Annotated in this window: 21 protein-coding genes; 4 read left to right on the plus strand and 17 right to left on the minus strand. The window is 35.6% G+C overall.

What is annotated here, in order from left to right; all coding sequences use genetic code 11:
• Positions 1-10: 10 nt before the first annotated feature.
• From rsmH to V179_RS0119500, 5 genes are all read right to left on the minus strand, one after another.
• A complete protein-coding gene (gene rsmH, locus V179_RS0119480; protein ID WP_028392952.1) occupies positions 11-943 on the minus strand; it encodes a 16S rRNA (cytosine(1402)-N(4))-methyltransferase RsmH in 933 nt (310 codons plus the stop codon).
• Between the two features lie 42 nt (positions 944-985).
• Positions 986-1,417 carry a division/cell wall cluster transcriptional repressor MraZ gene (mraZ, locus tag V179_RS0119485; RefSeq protein ID WP_028392953.1) on the minus strand — a complete coding sequence of 144 codons (432 nt, stop codon included), beginning with the start codon at positions 1,415-1,417 and terminating at the stop codon, positions 986-988.
• A 464-nt stretch (positions 1,418-1,881) separates the two neighbouring features.
• Positions 1,882-3,510 carry a bacillithiol biosynthesis cysteine-adding enzyme BshC gene (gene bshC / locus V179_RS0119490; RefSeq protein WP_028392954.1) on the minus strand — a complete coding sequence of 543 codons (1,629 nt, stop codon included), beginning with the start codon at positions 3,508-3,510 and terminating at the stop codon, positions 1,882-1,884.
• A 122-nt stretch (positions 3,511-3,632) separates the two neighbouring features.
• Positions 3,633-4,019, minus strand: coding sequence for a DUF3397 domain-containing protein (locus tag V179_RS0119495; RefSeq protein WP_028392955.1), 387 nt, complete (start codon positions 4,017-4,019; stop codon positions 3,633-3,635).
• Between the two features lie 13 nt (positions 4,020-4,032).
• On the minus strand, positions 4,033-4,905 hold the full coding sequence (locus tag V179_RS0119500) for a 2-dehydropantoate 2-reductase (RefSeq protein ID WP_028392956.1): 873 nt from the start codon (positions 4,903-4,905) through the stop codon (positions 4,033-4,035).
• 513 nt (positions 4,906-5,418) lie between these two features.
• Between V179_RS0119500 and V179_RS0119505 the strand changes: the two genes are divergently transcribed.
• Positions 5,419-5,886 (plus strand): N-acetyltransferase, encoded by a 468-nt coding sequence (locus tag V179_RS0119505; RefSeq protein ID WP_028392957.1) that lies wholly within the window; start codon positions 5,419-5,421, stop codon positions 5,884-5,886.
• Between the two features lie 441 nt (positions 5,887-6,327).
• Here V179_RS0119505 and V179_RS0119510 read toward each other — a convergent pair whose 3' ends face one another.
• The 3 genes from V179_RS0119510 to V179_RS0119520 all read right to left on the minus strand — a co-directional run bounded on the left by V179_RS0119510 (position 6,328) and on the right by V179_RS0119520 (position 8,385).
• Entirely contained in the window at positions 6,328-6,945 is a 618-nt protein-coding gene (locus tag V179_RS0119510) for an RsfA family transcriptional regulator (protein ID WP_028392958.1), read from the minus strand.
• 674 nt (positions 6,946-7,619) lie between these two features.
• Entirely contained in the window at positions 7,620-7,793 is a 174-nt protein-coding gene (rpmF, locus tag V179_RS0119515; protein ID WP_028392959.1) for a 50S ribosomal protein L32, read from the minus strand.
• A gap of 70 nt (positions 7,794-7,863) precedes the next feature.
• Positions 7,864-8,385, minus strand: a complete 522-nt coding sequence (locus V179_RS0119520) for a YceD family protein (RefSeq protein ID WP_028392960.1) — start codon at positions 8,383-8,385, stop codon at positions 7,864-7,866.
• Between the two features lie 379 nt (positions 8,386-8,764).
• Here V179_RS0119520 and V179_RS0119525 point away from each other — a divergent pair, with 379 nt between their 5' ends.
• Positions 8,765-9,976, plus strand: a complete 1,212-nt coding sequence (locus V179_RS0119525) for a nucleotidyltransferase (protein WP_028392961.1) — start codon at positions 8,765-8,767, stop codon at positions 9,974-9,976.
• Positions 9,977-10,217: 241 nt separating this feature from the next.
• Here the strand turns inward: V179_RS0119525 and V179_RS0119530 are convergent, their stop codons facing one another.
• Both V179_RS0119530 and V179_RS0119535 read right to left on the minus strand, forming a co-directional pair.
• The gene (locus V179_RS0119530; protein ID WP_028392962.1) at positions 10,218-11,240 is read right to left on the minus strand and encodes a SepM family pheromone-processing serine protease; all 1,023 of its coding nucleotides are present in this window, start codon (positions 11,238-11,240) and stop codon (positions 10,218-10,220) included.
• On the minus strand, positions 11,230-12,027 hold the full coding sequence (locus V179_RS0119535; protein WP_028392963.1) for a patatin-like phospholipase family protein: 798 nt from the start codon (positions 12,025-12,027) through the stop codon (positions 11,230-11,232). The genes V179_RS0119530 and V179_RS0119535 overlap by 11 nt, the downstream gene beginning before the upstream one ends.
• Before the next feature lie 203 nt (positions 12,028-12,230).
• On the opposite strand from V179_RS0119535, the gene ylbJ reads away from it, so the two are divergent.
• Positions 12,231-13,448, plus strand: a complete 1,218-nt coding sequence (ylbJ, locus tag V179_RS0119540) for a sporulation integral membrane protein YlbJ (protein ID WP_028392964.1) — start codon at positions 12,231-12,233, stop codon at positions 13,446-13,448.
• Between the two features lie 159 nt (positions 13,449-13,607).
• Here the strand turns inward: ylbJ and coaD are convergent, their stop codons facing one another.
• Both coaD and rsmD read right to left on the minus strand, forming a co-directional pair.
• Complete coding sequence (gene coaD, locus V179_RS0119545; protein ID WP_028392965.1) at positions 13,608-14,093, minus strand: pantetheine-phosphate adenylyltransferase; 486 nt, start codon at positions 14,091-14,093, stop codon at positions 13,608-13,610.
• Positions 14,094-14,672 (minus strand): 16S rRNA (guanine(966)-N(2))-methyltransferase RsmD, encoded by a 579-nt coding sequence (rsmD, locus tag V179_RS0119550; RefSeq protein ID WP_028392966.1) that lies wholly within the window; start codon positions 14,670-14,672, stop codon positions 14,094-14,096. It lies immediately after the preceding gene.
• Between the two features lie 529 nt (positions 14,673-15,201).
• On the opposite strand from rsmD, the gene V179_RS0119555 reads away from it, so the two are divergent.
• Entirely contained in the window at positions 15,202-15,591 is a 390-nt protein-coding gene (locus V179_RS0119555; RefSeq protein ID WP_028392967.1) for a DUF7147 family protein, read from the plus strand.
• 94 nt (positions 15,592-15,685) lie between these two features.
• On the opposite strand, the gene V179_RS0119560 is transcribed toward V179_RS0119555, so the two are convergent.
• The 5 genes from V179_RS0119560 to ylbD all read right to left on the minus strand — a co-directional run bounded on the left by V179_RS0119560 (position 15,686) and on the right by ylbD (position 18,111).
• Entirely contained in the window at positions 15,686-15,961 is a 276-nt protein-coding gene (locus V179_RS0119560) for a YlbG family protein (protein WP_028392968.1), read from the minus strand.
• A 475-nt stretch (positions 15,962-16,436) separates the two neighbouring features.
• Positions 16,437-16,883, minus strand: a complete 447-nt coding sequence (locus V179_RS0119565; protein WP_028392969.1) for a YlbF family regulator — start codon at positions 16,881-16,883, stop codon at positions 16,437-16,439.
• 104 nt (positions 16,884-16,987) lie between these two features.
• Positions 16,988-17,371 carry a hypothetical protein gene (locus V179_RS28380; RefSeq protein ID WP_051405051.1) on the minus strand — a complete coding sequence of 128 codons (384 nt, stop codon included), beginning with the start codon at positions 17,369-17,371 and terminating at the stop codon, positions 16,988-16,990.
• A 70-nt stretch (positions 17,372-17,441) separates the two neighbouring features.
• Positions 17,442-17,684 (minus strand): YlbE-like family protein, encoded by a 243-nt coding sequence (locus V179_RS0119575; protein ID WP_028392970.1) that lies wholly within the window; start codon positions 17,682-17,684, stop codon positions 17,442-17,444.
• A 19-nt stretch (positions 17,685-17,703) separates the two neighbouring features.
• On the minus strand, positions 17,704-18,111 hold the full coding sequence (ylbD, locus tag V179_RS0119580; RefSeq protein ID WP_028392971.1) for a spore coat protein YlbD: 408 nt from the start codon (positions 18,109-18,111) through the stop codon (positions 17,704-17,706).
• Positions 18,112-18,426: the final 315 nt, after the last annotated feature.

Below are 18,426 nucleotides of genomic sequence, written 5' to 3' on the forward strand. Positions count from 1 at the left end.
ATTTCCTCCTTTATCTTTTTTCAGCAATCCTCAGCTTAGCTGAACGTGAACGATTGTTTTCTTCCAATTCTTCCTCCGATGGCAGTATCGGTTTTCTTGTAACTAATTTTAAAATTGGTTGAAACTCTTCCGGAATAACAGGGAGACCGTGTGGCATTTCTGGTAGATCACTGTATTGTTTAAATACTGATTTACAAATACGATCCTCCAATGAATGAAAAGTAATGACTGAAATTCTACCATTTGGCTTAAGTAATTTTATAGCTTGCTCCAGAGAGTCTTCAAAAACACCTAACTCATCATTCACAGCAATTCGTATCGCCTGGAAAATTCGTTTAGCAGGGTGACCACCTTTACGTCTCGCAGGAGCTGGTATACCTTCTTTAATTAATTCAACAAGTTCACCAGTTGTCTCAATCGGCTTAATTTCACGTGCCGCTTCGATTTTACGAGCAATCTGCTTTGAGAACTTCTCTTCTCCATATCGAAAGAAAATTTTCGTTAACTCCTGGAATGACCAATTATTTACCACATCATAAGCGGATAAACTTGCAGTTTGATCCATTCTCATATCTAGTTGTGCATCATGATGGTAGCTGAATCCTCGTTCTGGGGTATCAAGCTGGGGAGATGAAACACCTAAATCGTACAAAATTCCATCTACTTCATGTACACCTCTTAATAAAAGTTCTTCTGCAATATGTTTAAAATTGTTCTGAATTAATACCACTCTGTCGCCATATTCTTTTAATTTCTCATGGGCATTCTTAATGGCCGTTTCATCTTGGTCAAAAGCGTAGAGCTTACCTTTATCCGATAACTGAGATGCTAAATAAGCGCTATGTCCTGCTCCTCCAAGTGTACAATCAACATATATGCCGTCTGGCTTAATGTGTAATCCATCAACAGTTTCTTTGAGTAGTACGGTTGTGTGTTGAAACATGTAATACATCCTTCCAATCGATTAGTGATGCAGATTCTTCGTTTAAATATCAAAGCCAATCATATTCTCGGCTATTTCAGCGAATGAATCTTCTGATGTTGAAAAATAGTCTTCCCAAATGGCCTTACTCCAAATCTCAATTCGATTGGAAACTCCGAGAATGACGCATTCTTTTTCTAATTTTCCATATGAAGTTAGCGGTGTGGGGATATTGATCCTTCCTTGTTTATCCAGTTCACATTCAGTTGCACCGGAAAAGAAAAATCGGGTAAAAGCTCGGGCATCTTTCTTGGTTAATGGCAAGCCTTTCAGCTTATCCTCCAGTTGACGCCATTCATCCATCGGGTAGCCAAACAAGCATTGATCAAGACCACGAGTCAATACAAACGAATCGCCAAGATGTTCTCTGAACTTAGCCGGAACGATAATACGCCCTTTTGGATCAATGCTGTGATGATATTCCCCCATGAACATGCCTACTACCCCCACTTTCTTTTAACACTGTACCACATTCCCCCACTTTTCACCACTTATTATATAAATTCTGTACTTAGTAAGTTATTCCTCCTTAAATATCCAGTTTATTTAATAATGTGAATCATCTACGAGGTGAGTCCTTTTAATTATCTGACTAGCTTGATGCTAGCCCTAATAAAAGCAAAGGCTATGTTAAACCCAGATGTTGATTGTAGCGAAAGGCGTGAGACTCCTGCGGGAATAGCGAGTTAAAGGGAGACCCACGGGCGCGCAGTGGACCCGCCCGTGGACAGCGAACGCCTCTCTTTGCCTTCAATAGGCAAGTTTCAAAGTAAAAAAAAGAAGACAGACGCAAACCGCCTGTCTTCTTTACCTTATTTAATGATAAATTGCAAAGCATAGTGTATCCAAACTTAAAACGAAATCCATATAAGAATAGTGAATATTGGAATAAAAAACTCTTACAGATAAATAACTTTATGCTCGTTATTAAATGTGTACGGCTGCTGAACCAATTCATTTATAAAATCTGTACCATATTTATTAACATAATAGAATATATTCCACATTCTTTCCTGAGGAGCATCAAGCGGAAATAATGAATTTTGAATCCGCTCATACTTATTCAAGACTACTTCATGTTTTTTACGTGAACTATCAGTCACTTTCCCATAAATAAAATCAAGCTGTTGTTCAATAAATTGCCGATTTTTCTGTAACAATGGATCTAACCCTTTATCGAGTGTTAAGGCTCTCTCGGTAAACAAAGCGTGATTCTCATTTAGCTTCGCTTTCATTTCATGGAATAATCCCTCGATTGTATCATCCTTGACAGAATTAAGGAATTGACTCTGAGCTGGTTTCGTTCCTTTTGTTAACACAGTTTCCAATTTCATTCCTACCTCGTTCAGGTCTGTAGCTATTCCTCGCTCAAGTATCGTAATATTTAGCCTTGGTACAATTGGAGGCATCTTCATTGAAAACAGCTCAAAAGCTTGCTTTAGTTCTGCCCAATAGGCAATTTCACCAGGACCAGATATAAATGCAAGCACTGGAAATAGCATTTCTTGCATGATTGGCCGAGTCACTACATTATTACTTAATCGTTCAGGTGTAACTCTTGAACATTTATGCAACTCTTGCTGTGTAAAAGAAACATCCTTATTTTTCCCTGAAAAAATCCCATTTTCCACTTCAAGTAAAATTCGATCTTTTTTCTTCGGATCATAATAAAACAAATTTGCTGCTTTTTCTTGCATGTCTATCATCCGTTTATATCCTTTTTGCTGAATATGTGTCTGCTGAGATTGTACGGCCGCTGTAATCTCTTCTGCCTTATCAATGAACATCGCAAAAAACTCTGATTCAAGCTTTCTTAATTCAGGATCAGCCGCATCGATCAAAAGAAGGCCATAGTCATGGAACCAGGTATGAATTAAACAGGCAAAAAACTCAACAAATGTTGTAGATCGTTTAATGAATTCATTTGTATCAGCAAGTAATTTATTAGTAAATTCCGTCTCTCCATATGACTCGATAATTTCACGTACCCAAGATTGAGCGATTTCTGTATCAAGCTCAATGTCCGAAATCATTGATTTAAATGGATGATAAAATGGGTATGTGTTTTTCTCTGTAATTCCATTCTTTAACGTATAAACATGATTCACTTCAGCTAAATCATGATCCTCTCCAGCAATCCAAAAAACAGGAATAACCTTCTTACCTAACGCCTTTTCTTGTTCTTCAGCTAGTTTAATAATGGAGATCACTTTGTGAATCGTATAGAGTGGGCCCGTTAGTAGCCCTGCCTGCTGTCCTCCAATAACAACAACAGAATCTTCTTTTCGGAATGCCTCTATATTTTTTTTAATGGGAATCGACAAAGTATACTTTTCCATATAATTCTCTATGTAATCAGCCACTTCAGCACGAAAGAAATTTCGTGACATTAATTCCTGATATCGTTTATTATACTTTCCTTCATCAGTTAAGCTGTAATGGAAAAAATCATCTATGTCTAATTGATTAGTAAGATAATCTGAAGCAAATGCATTTAGTGATGGTAACGCGAGATCTTTCAACTCCATTTATGTACTCCCTTTCTCTGCTTCTACAATTCTAAATTGAGTATATCATCACATTTGCTGAATACAAAAAAACTTGCCCACGACTTCTGCTACTGTGTCTCTAATATCTTTATATTGGCAATTTAAAAGGTCAACAGAACCCTTGTGGTAATTCCATAAAGTAAAAGAACAAAATAAACACAAAAGAAAAAGGCAAAATTAAGCCGCCAAAAACCTCTTAATACTTTTTGAAAAATTATTTCTCCTTTGACCCGATAGTGAACAACAACTACAATGCATCCAATCGTAATCATTGCCAAAAGTAAAACCCAAATAATGTGGCGATCCCAGATAGCGATAATAAGATAATGTACAGAAAGAATAAATAAAAGAGTGCTAATATCCATCGCTACTTGTACAGAACGCCGATGATTTCCGGTTACTTGCTTCATAACAATGAAAAAAATGATATACGCAAGGATAGGCATTGTTATGAAAGTTGCAGCTACACTCGAGAACATTGATACCATGTTACACACTCACCTAACTTTCCATCCCTTTAACTAAGGAATATATAATTGCTGTCATTTCATACGGTTTTTTCCTTTCTATCGCAGACTCCATGATATAACCCGTAATCGCATCAATTTCAGTTTTCCTTCCTAATTCAATATCTTTTAACATAGATGAACGATTTTTCGAAGTTGCGAGACAAATTTGTTCAATATGATCTATAACCTGTTCTCTATTTTCAATTTCAAATATATTCGAAATTTCTTCAAAATACTTTTTAAATAATAAATAGAAATGAGGATTATTAATAAGTTCACCGTTTTCAACCTTTAATATTGCAGTTAAAGGATTAATCATTGCATTTACTAATAATTTATTTAGAAGCATCTCCTGAAAATCCTTCTCAGCTTTAAAGGGAAACATACTAATTTCTCTTTGAAATAACGGAAAATCTTTAAGTTTCCCCGAATAGGCTGCAATTCTGGTCACTCCTAAACCTGTATGTTCAACCGTTGTATTATCATGTTTTAATGCACCATGCTCGACTACCCCGATATAAATTTCTTGTAAAGCTGACTGTTTTATCATTTTAATATGTGAGTATCCATTTTGTAAAAACACAAGCGGAATTTCGGGATCTTGAATAAGAGGGATCACCTCATGAAGGTGATACTGTTTAACAGCTATAAACAATAAGTCATGTTTAGCAATCCCCTCAAAAATCGGAACCACTTTTACCCTTTTGATCTTAGATAGTCCATCTCTTTTTAGTGTTAACCCTAGCTGCATAAGTTCATCAGCCTGTTTTTTCGTTCTTGTATATAGTGTAATCTCATATACCCCTTGTAAATAAGCGGCAAAAAGTAGTCCTATCGATCCACCGCCGATTATTCCTATATCCATAGCTCCCTACCTTCCATTTTTATAGGAAAATGGGACGAAGCATGATTAATTTAATCTGCATTTCTGCTTAAACCGAAAGTTGGGGTTTTCTCGCCCGTTAATGCGGGATAAATTAGATTTTTTGCTATACTCCGCCTATTACTCCTTTTTAAAGTTGATTTCCTCATCGAGAGTGAGGTTATTTATTATTTATGTTACCAAACTTAATCACTACTTGGAATGAAATCCTTTTGATCTGAATATTATTTTCGATGATGTTGTATAAAAGATAAGGTTAGTCAACTTATTATCGCTTTATCCTTTTTAAAAGCAAAGGAAATTGGGCATTATTTTAATAATTTTTTATATTATGTTAATTAAGCATCTTTCTAGGGAATTGTTTCACTAAATATTATATAATACATGTAAAGCGGTTTCTTTTTCAGAATTCTTTTGATAGCCTAACTGATACCATGCTATTAATGGATTCCTAGATACTTATATAAACTGCGGTAAAAAGGGGGAGCTTTTTTTATGAACTATAAAGTGGAACGTTTATTAGTGAATTATAAAACACTGGAAGAATTCAAAAAATTTAAAGAGTACGGTATTCAAGAGCTATCAATGATAGATGATTTAGAAGCAAACATTATCGAAAACGATAGTATCTCGCCATTTTATGGGATTTACTTTGGCGACAAGCTTGTTGCAAGGATGAGCCTATACGAAAGAAAAGCAAAATTTGATCAATATTTTGAACCGAAACAAGATTTTTTAGAGTTATGGAAGCTTGAAGTTTTACCGGATTATAGACAAAAACATTACGGATCCACACTTGTTGACTTCGCGAAAAGCTTCAAAAAGCCAATCAAAACAAATCCAAGAGTGAAATCAGAAAAGTTTTGGGACAAAATGGGATTTCACTCAGTTTCATATGATATGGATCGAGATTTGGGGGAAAATCCAATATTATGGACACCTGAAACTACTAATAACCAATAAAGTAAATCTTCCGTCAGAAGGGTGTACCTCACACTCTTCTGATGGTTAAACCTGTTCTAGTATCGCTAATATCCCTACCTTACATAGATAAGTTTGCTCTATGAAATATTGTTCTACAATATACAAAGACGAAAGTACACTACGTACTTTCGTCTTTGTGACCTACAACTTGTTGGTGTAAACTTTACCGGTAAGTTTCACTGTATCTTACCAATCGGACCTATACAAGCAGTCGTTCCCCAAACCTTATGCTAAGAATCTTACCATGAGAGTCTTACTTAGCGTTTAGTGTAGGATAAAATATTTAATCACACAAGCAAATATTCAATACCAACTTGTGCGATTAATGATGTTTAGAAAGCCATTCTTTCCATCACATTTATTCATAGAGCCTATCGTTACAGCAAAGCACTCCTACAAGAGTTAACTAACCTTCTTTTGTTACTTTTCCACTCTTTCTAGATTCCCATTCTTATCCATTTGGAATTTCACCTTTTTTTCTTTTTTATCTTCTTCGAATACGATTAATTTTCTTGCTCGTTCCATAATTTGAAGCAACGCATTGTAGTCATCTTCAACTGACTTCAGTTTTTCAAACAGCTTTGTGTTATCATTTTTCAGATTTTCGTTCTCTATCAGAAGTTTATCGTACTCTTGTGTTATCAACTGTCTGTCACGGCTATCATTTAGCGTTTGTTCCTCCACTAGTGTAAGATACTGGACAACATCTTTCATAGTAAGCGTTGAGTTAGTTGGATGTAAATGCGGGATGTCAACAGAGGTTTCTGTCACAGTAGATACAACTTCTTCTTTTATTCTTAATGGAAGTTTCTTATTTTCTTTTCTTTGCATTTTTGCCAGTTCAATACCAGATTTATACTGTTTTCGTACATGTGAGTTCCAGCGAAAACCACAAGCAGCAGCAGTTCTTGATAAACTCTTGCCCACCTCTTCAAAGGAGTTGAGCTGGGTACTTCCTTCACGAATATGACGTAAAACCACCTCAGCTAGTAGAACATCTTCATCTTGAGTCCACGCATCCTGCCTTGCCATTGACATTGAAATCCCCCCAACTTATTTTTTATCCACTATGCACAACTGTATAACTCATACTTTATGAGAAAGAAGTCTGCTTTTTTATTGAAAAGTATGCACATGGCTTTTTTGTATGAAGGACATGGGGACGGAGCTTCGCGACTTACTCATATAACCTACTTAGCAGGCATACTTATATGATCGAGTAAACATCCGATAATTCGGCTCCGCACCGCCACCATTGTGACTAGGTGAGTGTAGCGTGCTACTTGATTGATCCTTCATAGTAACTGGTGGCGTTTTAACGCCATAAAGGTTTCCTGTACAAATTCATAGCTCAAAGATGATGGAGTGCAACTACAAAGGAGCGTTCCCTATTGGTCTAGAGTCAACCTCACTGTACTACAATCATATGCACTTGATAGAAAAGATAGAAGAAGGGAAAAGATAATATACCTGATTTTTTAGAATTTATTATAAATACACTTCTACTTTCAGATGGATAAAACATAGCTATTCCTGCTAATATCAATTTCTTTTATTCAATATGATAGTATTCTTGAATATAATCATCATTTCCTGCTTTTCATATGGTTCGTACCTTATACTTGTAATTAGCTAATCGACGTAAACTATTTTTCACAAATAAAAAAAGCACAAAGATTAATATAATCTTTGTGCTTTTTTATTTTAAGAAATTATTTGCTCACAACTTCTTTTCCGTTGTAAGTCCCACATTCTTTACAGATACGGTGTGAAAGTTTCATTTCACCGCAGCTTGGGCATTCTGTCATACCAGGTACTACTAATTTGAAGTGTGTACGACGTTTTCTTTTTACAGTTTTAGACGTTCTTCTAGCAGGTACAGCCATTATTCCCACCTCCTTATAAAAAGTCAAGAAGCAATCAAGAATGAATCTTTACATTCCTTCTGTTTCCCCATTACGATTCTTTATTGTTGTCAAAAAAGTTTGCAAGCTTTGCTAATCTAGGGTCTACTTTCTGCTTCTGTTCTTCCTCAGTCAAAACAGACCAATGTTCCCCAGATTGAGGAGCAGCGCCTTCAACATTAACATCCTCACAAAAAACCTGCATTGGAATTTCAAGCAATAAATTTTCTTTAATTACTGGTATAAGATCCACAACATCGCCAATAACAGCAGTTGCTTCATCTATTGCATATTCAGCAAGTTCCGCTTTAAGTATAAAGGTTTCAGTTGTTTCAATATCAATCGGATATTTTACATCTACCAGTGTTCGAGAACAAGGAAGAATTATTGTTCCAGATAAGTGCAGATGGAAGGTAATATCTGAAGAGTGAATATCAGCTCTGCCAGTTACCTTTATTGGCGATACACCACGAATTTGTGAATCTCTTTCCTTAAGATCAGAAACATCCACAAATTCATCGATCTGTAATTCTTTATCTCGAAATTTTTGAAGTTGGCCAATCGTCCATTTCAAATCAATCACCTCTAAGGCAACAAAGGTAATTATAGCTGTCTATCTACCGTTTGTCAATATTTTTTCTTTACACCCATAAACCGAAAAGTGCCCGTTTATCAGCGCCAAACATAAGACGAGCAAGCTAAGGGGCGGTTCTCCCCATAAGATTAATAAGCAGACGACTTAGTTGATGGCTACTACAGCATGTAACTACTCTTTAGCTCACCATTCTAGTATTCACATCTTTCACAAATCCCACTCCTACTATAATATCCAATTTTCACAGCAATGCAAACATTACTTTGCTAAACTGTTAATTTTCGTGATTTGGAGCCGTTACATTTTCATGTTAAAGTATGAACAGAACTAAACACATTATCTTAGAGGAGGGAGTTTTATGAAAGCAGTTGGACTAGTAGTTGAATATAATCCATTTCATAATGGACATGTATATCATGCAATTGAGAGCAAGAAAGCAGCAAAAGCCGATGTAGTCATCGCTGTCATGAGCGGTTCATTTCTTCAACGCGGTGAACCTGCCTTAGTAAATAAATGGGCACGGGCAAAAATGGCTCTTAAAGGCGGTATAGATCTTGTTTTTGAATTACCCTATCCATTTGCAACACAGCAAGCAGGAATTTTCGCTCAAGGAGCTATCAGTATTCTTGAAACACTTGCTTGTGATACATTTTGCTTCGGGAGCGAAAATGGTCGACTTGAACCTTTTATGTCTACCTACCAATTTTTATTAAAGAACAAAGATGAATTTGATGAAAAAGTCCGCTACCATCTAAAGGCAGGATACAGTTATCCTAAAGCCACATCGCTAGCGTTTAATGAAATACAAGGTCATGAAAATGTACTCGATTTAACTCAGCCAAATAATATTCTCGGTCTAGAATACGTAAAAACAGCGTTATCGAAACAATTTAAAATTAAACCTATGACCATTCATCGTATTGCAGCGGGCTATCATGATACTGAACTTTCTACCGGCTCAATAGCCAGTGCAACAGGTATTCGTAAGGCGATAGCGGATAAAAAAAATTTGAAAGACATCTTTACATACATACCTGAATCGACAAAGGATGTACTAGAGCAATATTTAGCAGTTTATCATTCTTTTCACGATTGGGAAAAATACTGGCCTCTGTTAAAATATCAAATCCTTTCAGCTACAGTGGAAGAACTTGCCAGTATTTATGAGATTGAAGAAGGGATCGAGTTTAGAATGAAGGAAATGGCAGCGATCGCTTCATCCTTCCACGAATTTATTACATTATTAAAAACAAAACGCTATACATGGACAAGGATCCAAAGGATGTGTGTTCACTTATTAACTAGAATGAAGAAAGAAGATATGCATGCGTTCATAGAAGCACCAGCCTTTTTAAGGCTACTCGGGATGAATTCAAACGGACGGGAATATTTAAACAAAATCAAAAAAGATCTCCCCATACCGCTCATATCCAGGCTGTCTGCATTTAACGACCCATCCATCCAACCAGATTTAAGAGCCTCACAAGTTTACGCTCTCGGTCTAAGTCAACCTTATCAAAAATTATTAATGCAACGTGAATATAAATCACCTGTTATTGTCAATGAGTAGACATATTTATAAAGTGACACTTCAATCAGCGGGGATTTTCTTCATTCCCCACTGATTGTTAGCTGAACTAATTAGACTCCTCATAATTTTAATGTAGTGTCTTACATCAGTATGCATGGGATCCATCATGTGAAATGCTGGTTTCACACTCTTTCTTAGTTATAACTAAAAAAGATGACTCCGTTCAACTTCCAAAAAAATCATTTCTAAAAAAGAGTCAGACCAATTAAATGAGGCATCATTAGTTTTTAAAAGGAAGCTTTTCTAAATAAGTTCGCGCATCATCAAATGTATCTACAGGTACAATCTTCATTTTTGTTTTAATATCCTTTGCAGCAATTAAGGCTTCACGGTAATTTGAATCTTTTTTGCCTCCTTCATTTGGTGCAAAGAAAATCTCCGCCCCACTTTTATGTGCTGCCACAATCTTTTGTTGAATCCCACCTATCGGGCCTACTATTCCATCTTCAGACATAGTACCAGTTCCTGCAATTCGATACCCTTTCGTAAGGTCACCTTTTGTTAACTGATTATAAATTTCAAGTGTAAACATCAATCCTGCAGAAGGTCCACCTATTTCCTCACTATCAATTTTAATAGGAGGATTTGTTACCGGACTTTTATCATCTTCAAGTGATATCCCGATTCCTACCTTCTCCGAATGTTCATCAAATGCTTTTAATTTCATCTTAGCAGTATATTCTTTTTTATTGCGAATATAAACGATGTTAATTTCGTCGTCTACTTTTTTTTCAGCAACATAATCAATGAATTCTTGAGAAGATTGAAATTTCAGATGATCTACTTTAATAATCTGATCACCAGTTTTTAATGTTTTTTCTGCAGGCATTCCTTCAATCACACCAAGCACGTAAACTCCATGATAATCAAAAGTTATCGATTTTCCTGCTTTTTCGAATGCAACTTGAATTGCATGATTCTTTGATCCATCCATCATATGTAGTTGTCTAAGGTTATACTCTTCATCACTTTCATTTTCCCTACGAATGTCCTTTTCAGCAAATAACTCCTGATAATCACTGAACTTTGCGATTGCATATGAATATATATTTGCTTTCCCCATTCTTATTGTCGTTAGCATAAAACTTCCTTCAGCCTTGTCTCCACCCTCTACAGAAACAATTGGTTCAAGTTCTTTTGCCATTCCCGGTTTTGTTACATAGTAAGGTAAATAATAAAAAGTTGAACCAACAATCAGAACGAACACTATAAGTAAAGAGCGAATATAAATTTTACGTCTCATTGGTGTAAGATTCCCTCCAAGTATCTATGCATTGTTTAATTTTTTCGAGATTTAATCGTGCTTCTTCTTCACCAATAGTAATTATTTCATGAATATTTGTAAATGATTTTGAATTATAATTTTCCACATGTGGACGGATCATCACATCTGAAGATAGTTTTCTGCTTTCGGTTAGCTCCATTTGTAAAATATCGAGACTTTGCATAATCACATCATAAATGGATGTAATCTCTATTTCCTTTTTCACATTCGAAACATCAACAGCAATCACAAGATCAGCCCCCATACTTCTAACGACCGATACTGGCACTCGATCAATGACACCGCCATCCACTAATAACCGATCGCCAATTTTTTCTGGGACAAAAATACCTGGAATAGAAATACTCGCTCTAACTGCATCTGCAATTGAACCACTTTGGAAAACAACTTTTTCTCCCTTTTTGATATCTGTTGCTACAATAGCGAGTGGAATATCTAACTCCTCAATCCTTTTGTTATAGGTAAATACTCGGATAAGTTCTTTCACTTTTTTCCCTGCGACAAACCCCATCTTTGGAACGGTAAAGTCTAAATAATATTTTCTTTTAAATACCTTAGATAATCGATATAGACGTTCTACATCTGAACCTGCTGCATAAAAAGAACCGACTAGTGCCCCCATACTGCTACCAGCAATCATATCAATTGATATGCCAGCCTCCTTTAAAACCTTAATAACTCCTAAATGAGCAAATCCTCGGGCTCCACCTGAACCAAGGGCCAACCCGATTTTCGGTTCTCTCAAAGCTGACTTCCCCCCTTCTTTGCACTCAATAGTTATTTCAAACTTCTTATCAAAGTTATGGTGTTAATTGCTGGCTTATGTGCATATTGTGTATTTAGGTGGACAAGATTACTAGCTTAAAATGCATTTTTACATATTATACCTATTTTATCATTTCTCTAAATGAGTGCATAGCATATTCGCTTTTTAAGGAGGCTCGTATTTTGTTTAAAACAAAAATCAAAACAATCGTATTAGCTGCCTCAGCAATCATTATGGCAATAGGTTTAATTACCTTTCCCGAAGAGTCTTTTGAAGCATCAATTAGAGGATTGAATATGTGGTGGGAAATTGTTTTTCCATCATTGCTGCCATTTTTCATCATCTCAGAATTACTTATTGGTTTTGGCGTTGTTAAGTTTATTGGTGTCATTCTTGAACCAATAATGAGGCCACTATTTAAGGTTCCGGGGGTTGGCGGATTTGTTTGGGCAATGGGTATGGCATCTGGATTTCCGTCTGGCGCAAAGTATACAGCAAGAATGCGTCAAGAAAAGCTGTTAACGAAGATTGAAGCTGAGCGGCTTGTGTCTTTTACTAATTACTCAAGTCCGTTATTTATGTTTGGGGCGGTATCCGTTGGGTTTTTTCATAATTCTAGTTTGGGCATCATGCTTGCTAGTTCACATTATTTAGGTAATATTTGTGTTGGCCTATTGATGAGATTTCACGGAAAAGATGATGATAAGACGAGCTCCTATTATAAAAAGGCACCTTCCATTAAGACCGCTCTCCAGCAAATGCATCGGACTCGGCTGAACGAAAAACGACCACTTGGTAAATTACTCGGCGACGCTGTACTCTCCTCCATTCATACTTTATTAATGATTGGTGGATTTATTATCTTATTCTCTGTAATAAATAAATTGCTTTTTCACATGAATGTCACTTCAATTCTTGCACAAGGAGTTATCGCCGGACTACATATGATTCATTTCCCAGAAGAATTGAGTATGGCCTTCATTTCAGGTCTATCCGAGATCACGATCGGTTCTCAAATGACAAGTGGTGTTGAACAGGCAACCCTCATGCAGAAAGCAATTATTACAAGTTTCATTCTTGGATTTAGCGGGTTTAGCATCCAAGCTCAAGTAGCGAGTATTCTAGCTGAAACTGATATTCGCTTTTCACCCTTTTTCTTCGCACGAATTGTTCATGGTATATTGGCTGCTACTTTTACCTTTATACTTTGGAAACCTATCTACGAAAAAATGGGCTTAAATGGTCAACCATCGAACTCTAATCCCGTTTTTATGATGAATGACAATGGGATTGGTTTTCACTTTTACGAAAAAATAATGGATTATGGTCCCTTAATTACAATTGCATTTTTAACACTCTATTTCATTATCGGAATTAAGAGAAACTTTATACACCATTAAGTGATCAACTTTTTCACCATTATAAAACTAACTTTGTTTCGTAATTTTTCTGAATAAAAAAAAGGATGTACCAGAGCAGTCTAACTCATCCTCATGTAATAGAGATATAAAAAAACTATTACATGAAGAATGTATGACGCTTTTTGGTCATCCAACTTTTTATTTCTGAGCAAATTTTTCCTGAAGTGACTCTGCAACTACGGCTGGGACTAATTCTGAAATATTTCCACCGTATTTGGCTACCTCTTTCACAATACTAGAACTTAAAAAAGAATATTTATTCTTCGTCATAATAAAGAAAGTTTCAATTGACTCATCTAAAACACGGTTCATGGAAGTAATTTGCATTTCATACTCAAAATCAGATACTGCCCTTAACCCTCTAATGATTGCACTTGCGTTAACACTTTTGGCATAATCTACAGTTAAACCTTGGAAATAATCAACTTTAACATTCGGGATATGCTTCGTAACTTCACGAATTAACGCGATACGTTCATCGACAGTAAACAGCGATTTTTTTGAACTATTATTTAAAATCACCACATGTACCTCATCAAATACTCTTGCAGCTCTTTGTATTATATCAAGATGTCCGAGTGTAATTGGATCGAAGCTACCTGGACAAATGGAAATTTTCCCCAACTATAACTCCTCCTTTTCACCTCGTTCATTTCTCCATCGATAGATTGAAACAGTGATGATACCATAGTTTTCATGTTTCCATTTAACTAAATCATTCACGTTTTCAGGTAACACAACATCATTGCCATGCTCGCAAACAATAATTCCCGATTCTTCAAGAATCTTTGCATCATGTATCATTTCAAGCAATTTCACTAATTTTTGCTGCTTATAAGGAGGATCAAGCAATATTAGCGAAAAGGATAAGCTTCGTTTCATAATAGCCTTTAAGGCACGTTCAGCATCATTTTTATAGACCTCTGAACAATCAGTAAATCCACATATTTCAAGATTTGTTTTTACTGTTTGAAACGCTTGGTAATCACGATCGACCAATACAGCTTTATCCATGCCCCTGCTCAATGCTTCAATCGCAAGTCCACCGCTTCCCGCGAACAAATCAAGTACTTGACCGCCATCAAAATAGGGGCCAATCATATTAAAAATAGATTCCTTTACTTTATCTGTTGTAGGACGTGTCCCTGTCCCTGATACAGCTTTTAACGGTCTTCCCTTACATATTCCAGAAACAACCCTCATAATATTCCACCACAATTTCAACTAAATTCATTTCTCATTTATCCTATCATATTCAAAAATGTAAGCCAATACTTTACATGATCAGCTCCATGTCTATTTCATCATCCCCCAAATAGTAATAATAATTAACAGGGATTATTAACGATTTGAACGATGAAACAAGTCAGTTGAAAAAAATACTATTAGTTTGAATAAGAAGAAGATATTTGGTGATAATAAGAATAACAACATCATTTTCGAAGGTGTTGTTGCCAACCGCGGAGAAGTCTTACATTTCCCCATAAGACCTTCCTCCGGTTTCTCCTCTCCCTTTACCTTCTTCCTTATGTGAAGGAAATAGAAGGACCCTGCAGAGCATTCTGCAGGTTTTTTTATTTTGAACATTCACCCAAAAATTATCATTTGCTATAATCGACTGAAAAAACATCCTATTTCGTACTCAATCTTCCGTTCACGATTGATTTAGTTACTTTTACATACGCTTTTAACATGATAAAGTAAAGATGATGAAAAAAAAGGAGCGATTGAATTGATACAACGATTTATTGAACTTGGAAGTGGTTATTCAGATCTATATGAATTACTAGAAATCGGAAAATCAAACAAACATAGAATTGTCCATCTGCTTGCTCTACATACCCAAATAGACGATACGCACATTACCTCTCTAGTAATCGTATTAAAACCGACACAACCAGGTGATTTCCAACCCCTATATGTCTGCAGGGAAGGTATCCCTAATCCAAATTATAAAAAAAATAAACGGTACGAGCTTTTTGAAAATCTTGCTACTGAATTAAATAAAACTATCATCGAATTACAAGTAAAGAACTCCAATCAATTCGCCGAAAGCGGACTATACTATCAGCATCTTATTGGGATTCTTCGAATGAACAGATACTTACCAGCATTACAATAATCAATAATGAAAAGTAATGCACAAAACTCAAAGGAAAACGAATCCTTAATTCAATAAAAAAGAGCTGCTCAAAATTTTATGAGCTAGCTCTTTTTTAAATTCCCATTTTATAATCGTATTCTTTCGCTTTATCAGGCTTAGAGTTCTCAAATTCCATTTTCAAAAATGGTTTATAAGACACTTCAACTTTTTTTACAAACGAATAGCTATTCAATTTTTGAGACAGTGTCTCAATTTCCTCCATATTAGTATATATGACCACGTATTTCATTTTTTTAGAGACAAAATGAATATTGCCAAACTTCCGAAGCATTTTAGCTTGTTTTAATGTATGTAAATATACAATAAGAGCTTGTCTTGTTCCAAACATATTTATATCGCTCCTTTTTATTGACAAAATTCATCAATAATAGTTTTTCTAAAATTAAACCCGTATTAACGGGCAGCCAAACATAAAGCAAGCGTCACCAAATATGATGAAAATGGCTATTTTCACGGGAGTAAGATTCTCACCTCAAAACTTAGAGGAATCGAAGAATCGTAAGTGCACTGATTGAAATTCTGCCTTTATCGATTAGTAAGTTTGGAATAAATCATCCAATTAGCCTCGAAATGTTTCTCTCAAATACGAAACATTCAAACAAGGTTTAGTTAAGTGTAGCATAGCGGTTACTTTTATTTCAACCATCTTTATACAGAGCCTTAGAACTTAATACGAGATGATTTGAAAAGACAAACGCAACGTATTCCGTAGTTTTCTTTTCACTAAAAAAAGGTCTGACATTCAGACCTTTTCTTTACCCCGTATTAACGAGCAGTAAGACCCCACTGATTGAAGTTTTACTTTATGCCGAGCACCCACAGCCGCCACCTGTACCACAGCTACCACCACAGCTTGACCCTGATTCGAAAAACGGGCTTCCTGCAGGTACTTTAATAAAAGGAGAAACAGCATGTCCTATTCTATGACTAATTTCATCTAATACAGCCTGTAAATCTGTTTCTGCTCTTTTGAACGCAGCGATAGAAGGATGCATATCCATCTCTCGCTTGACATGGCGAATCTCTAAATTCACCCGTTTATAGTCGGGATGATATTTACCAAAGCGTTGCACTTCTTCAAACAGGTCCTTTAAAGATGTAAACTTTCTTATCTTATCCTGGGCCTCTTGATCGTGACGCAAATTATATAAAAGCTCAAAATATTCTTGACCAACTTCCGAATCAAGAACCATTTTAGCCAAGGCATCTGCTTTTTGTAAAATAGTGACTCTTTCCATAGTAGCAAGCATTAGATTCGCTCACCTCCACAACCATTTTATCATGTATACGATTTAGAAGCGACTATCTTTTCTTATTATTTTCAATATAATTCCATCGTTCAATTTTATTTCCCTCAAATTGTTGAACTTATATGTACCTTAAATTGTTTAATAAGATCAACTTTTTTTTCTTTATTATGGATAACAAGCCTCATTTTATGAGGACCAACTGGTACATCTTTTATAATAAAGGCAGCTGTATTTACTGATTTTACTTTCTTGTCGTCCATATATACATAAACAGTCGTCTGTTGCTTTTGATTATGATTAGCAAATGAATAATCCTTTACATAGCATTCCACAAATATCGAATTTCCCTTAACGAAATAATGTACACTGAAAGGATCGCTGATTTCGTTATCGGTCGAAGCCATTGCTACATTTTCCGGCTCCGGAATTTTATTACCACAACCAGTCAACAAACTTCCAATGAGAAAAACAACTATAAAATAGCGCATGAAATAGCCCTCCCTTTGTTTTTTTAGTTTCTGCAAGAGAGAGAGAATTATCCGCTTTTATATACTTAAGTTAAGATGAAGGTGTTTTCATTGCTTGAAACATATTCATCATCATCGAAGCAAATTGAACCCCATCAGAAAATTTAGATACTCGGTCTGGAATTGATTTCTTAAAGAAAAACGCTGCATCTGTATCTAATTTCTCAAGCAATTGGGGATTTCTCATTAATTTACGATACCAATACGGCTGCATCCTTACTAATTTCAGCAAATCCTCATTTTCTTTAATCACCTCATAAATATCTTGTCGCATTAGAATTCCCCCTTAATTGTCAATCTTTTTTAAACACAAATGGATTATTACGAGTTTCTATTTTTTTTGGTTCTTCTTTTACAGAATTATCACCTTGAAAGGAAGTGAGAATGCCTTGGATAGCCCCCAATGCTTGATTGGCATTTGAAATATATTGTTGAATTTGCGTAATATCCATGTTTTTAAAGGTATTTACAAGTGTACTAACCATATCTCCAGTATCTGTCGATTTTTTTTCTTCTACTTTTTGTTCTTTTTTCTCTTCTGTATATATATTCCATTTATCGTGATCACCACCCAATAAATACCATTCTTCAAACAACTGCTGCCAAGAATATTTTCCTGCTTTTACTTGATCAGTTAACCCTGGATGAGTTCGTACGAATTCCTTAAATTTATCAACTGATGGGCGTTTTCTCTTAACCATTCTTCCTCACCTCCAAATAAAGTGAAACTTCAATCAGTGGGGGTTTTCTTCATCCCCACTGATTGTCAATTGAACCAATTGGTCATTTACGAGCAGTTATCCCCCGCCTATTCTACTTCGATTCCTCTAAGCTTTGAGGTGGTTTTACTGCCCGTTAATGCGGGATAAAGTATTAGCCTATTTTCAGAATATGCTGTACGAAATTATATGTGCCTAATAACCTAAAGAACTTTTACAATTCAATCAGTAAACAACAAAAAAGCAGATGCTTCATCAGAAAGGCAAACTTCACATTTACTACTTACAGTGTAATTA

Origin of the sequence: Bacillus cihuensis (assembly GCF_000504145.1) — a bacterium.
GTDB classification, from domain to species: domain Bacteria; phylum Bacillota; class Bacilli; order Bacillales; family DSM-1321; genus Peribacillus; species Peribacillus huizhouensis.

Bases quoted from the DNA above. Each gene is read 5' to 3' on its own strand.
- rsmH (WP_028392952.1), bottom strand. From the start codon at position 943: ATGTTTCAACACACAACCGTACTACTCAAAGAAACTGTTGATGGATTA.
- V179_RS0119495 (WP_028392955.1), bottom strand. From the start codon at position 4,019: ATGGTATCAATGTTCTCGAGTGTAGCTGCAACTTTCATAACAATGCCT.
- V179_RS0119530 (WP_028392962.1), bottom strand. From the start codon at position 11,240: ATGAGACGTAAAATTTATATTCGCTCTTTACTTATAGTGTTCGTTCTG.
- V179_RS0119525 (WP_028392961.1), top strand. From the start codon at position 8,765: ATGAAAGCAGTTGGACTAGTAGTTGAATATAATCCATTTCATAATGGA.
- mraZ (WP_028392953.1), bottom strand. From the start codon at position 1,417: ATGTTCATGGGGGAATATCATCACAGCATTGATCCAAAAGGGCGTATT.
- V179_RS0119505 (WP_028392957.1), top strand. From the start codon at position 5,419: ATGAACTATAAAGTGGAACGTTTATTAGTGAATTATAAAACACTGGAA.
- V179_RS0119565 (WP_028392969.1), bottom strand. From the start codon at position 16,883: ATGCTTGCTACTATGGAAAGAGTCACTATTTTACAAAAAGCAGATGCC.
- rsmD (WP_028392966.1), bottom strand. From the start codon at position 14,672: ATGAGGGTTGTTTCTGGAATATGTAAGGGAAGACCGTTAAAAGCTGTA.
- bshC (WP_028392954.1), bottom strand. From the start codon at position 3,510: ATGGAGTTGAAAGATCTCGCGTTACCATCACTAAATGCATTTGCTTCA.
- V179_RS0119500 (WP_028392956.1), bottom strand. From the start codon at position 4,905: ATGGATATAGGAATAATCGGCGGTGGATCGATAGGACTACTTTTTGCC.
- V179_RS0119560 (WP_028392968.1), bottom strand. From the start codon at position 15,961: ATGTTTGGAACAAGACAAGCTCTTATTGTATATTTACATACATTAAAA.
- V179_RS0119510 (WP_028392958.1), bottom strand. From the start codon at position 6,945: ATGTCAATGGCAAGGCAGGATGCGTGGACTCAAGATGAAGATGTTCTA.
- V179_RS0119575 (WP_028392970.1), bottom strand. From the start codon at position 17,684: ATGCGACAAGATATTTATGAGGTGATTAAAGAAAATGAGGATTTGCTG.
- rpmF (WP_028392959.1), bottom strand. From the start codon at position 7,793: ATGGCTGTACCTGCTAGAAGAACGTCTAAAACTGTAAAAAGAAAACGT.
- V179_RS28380 (WP_051405051.1), bottom strand. From the start codon at position 17,371: ATGCGCTATTTTATAGTTGTTTTTCTCATTGGAAGTTTGTTGACTGGT.
- ylbD (WP_028392971.1), bottom strand. From the start codon at position 18,111: ATGGTTAAGAGAAAACGCCCATCAGTTGATAAATTTAAGGAATTCGTA.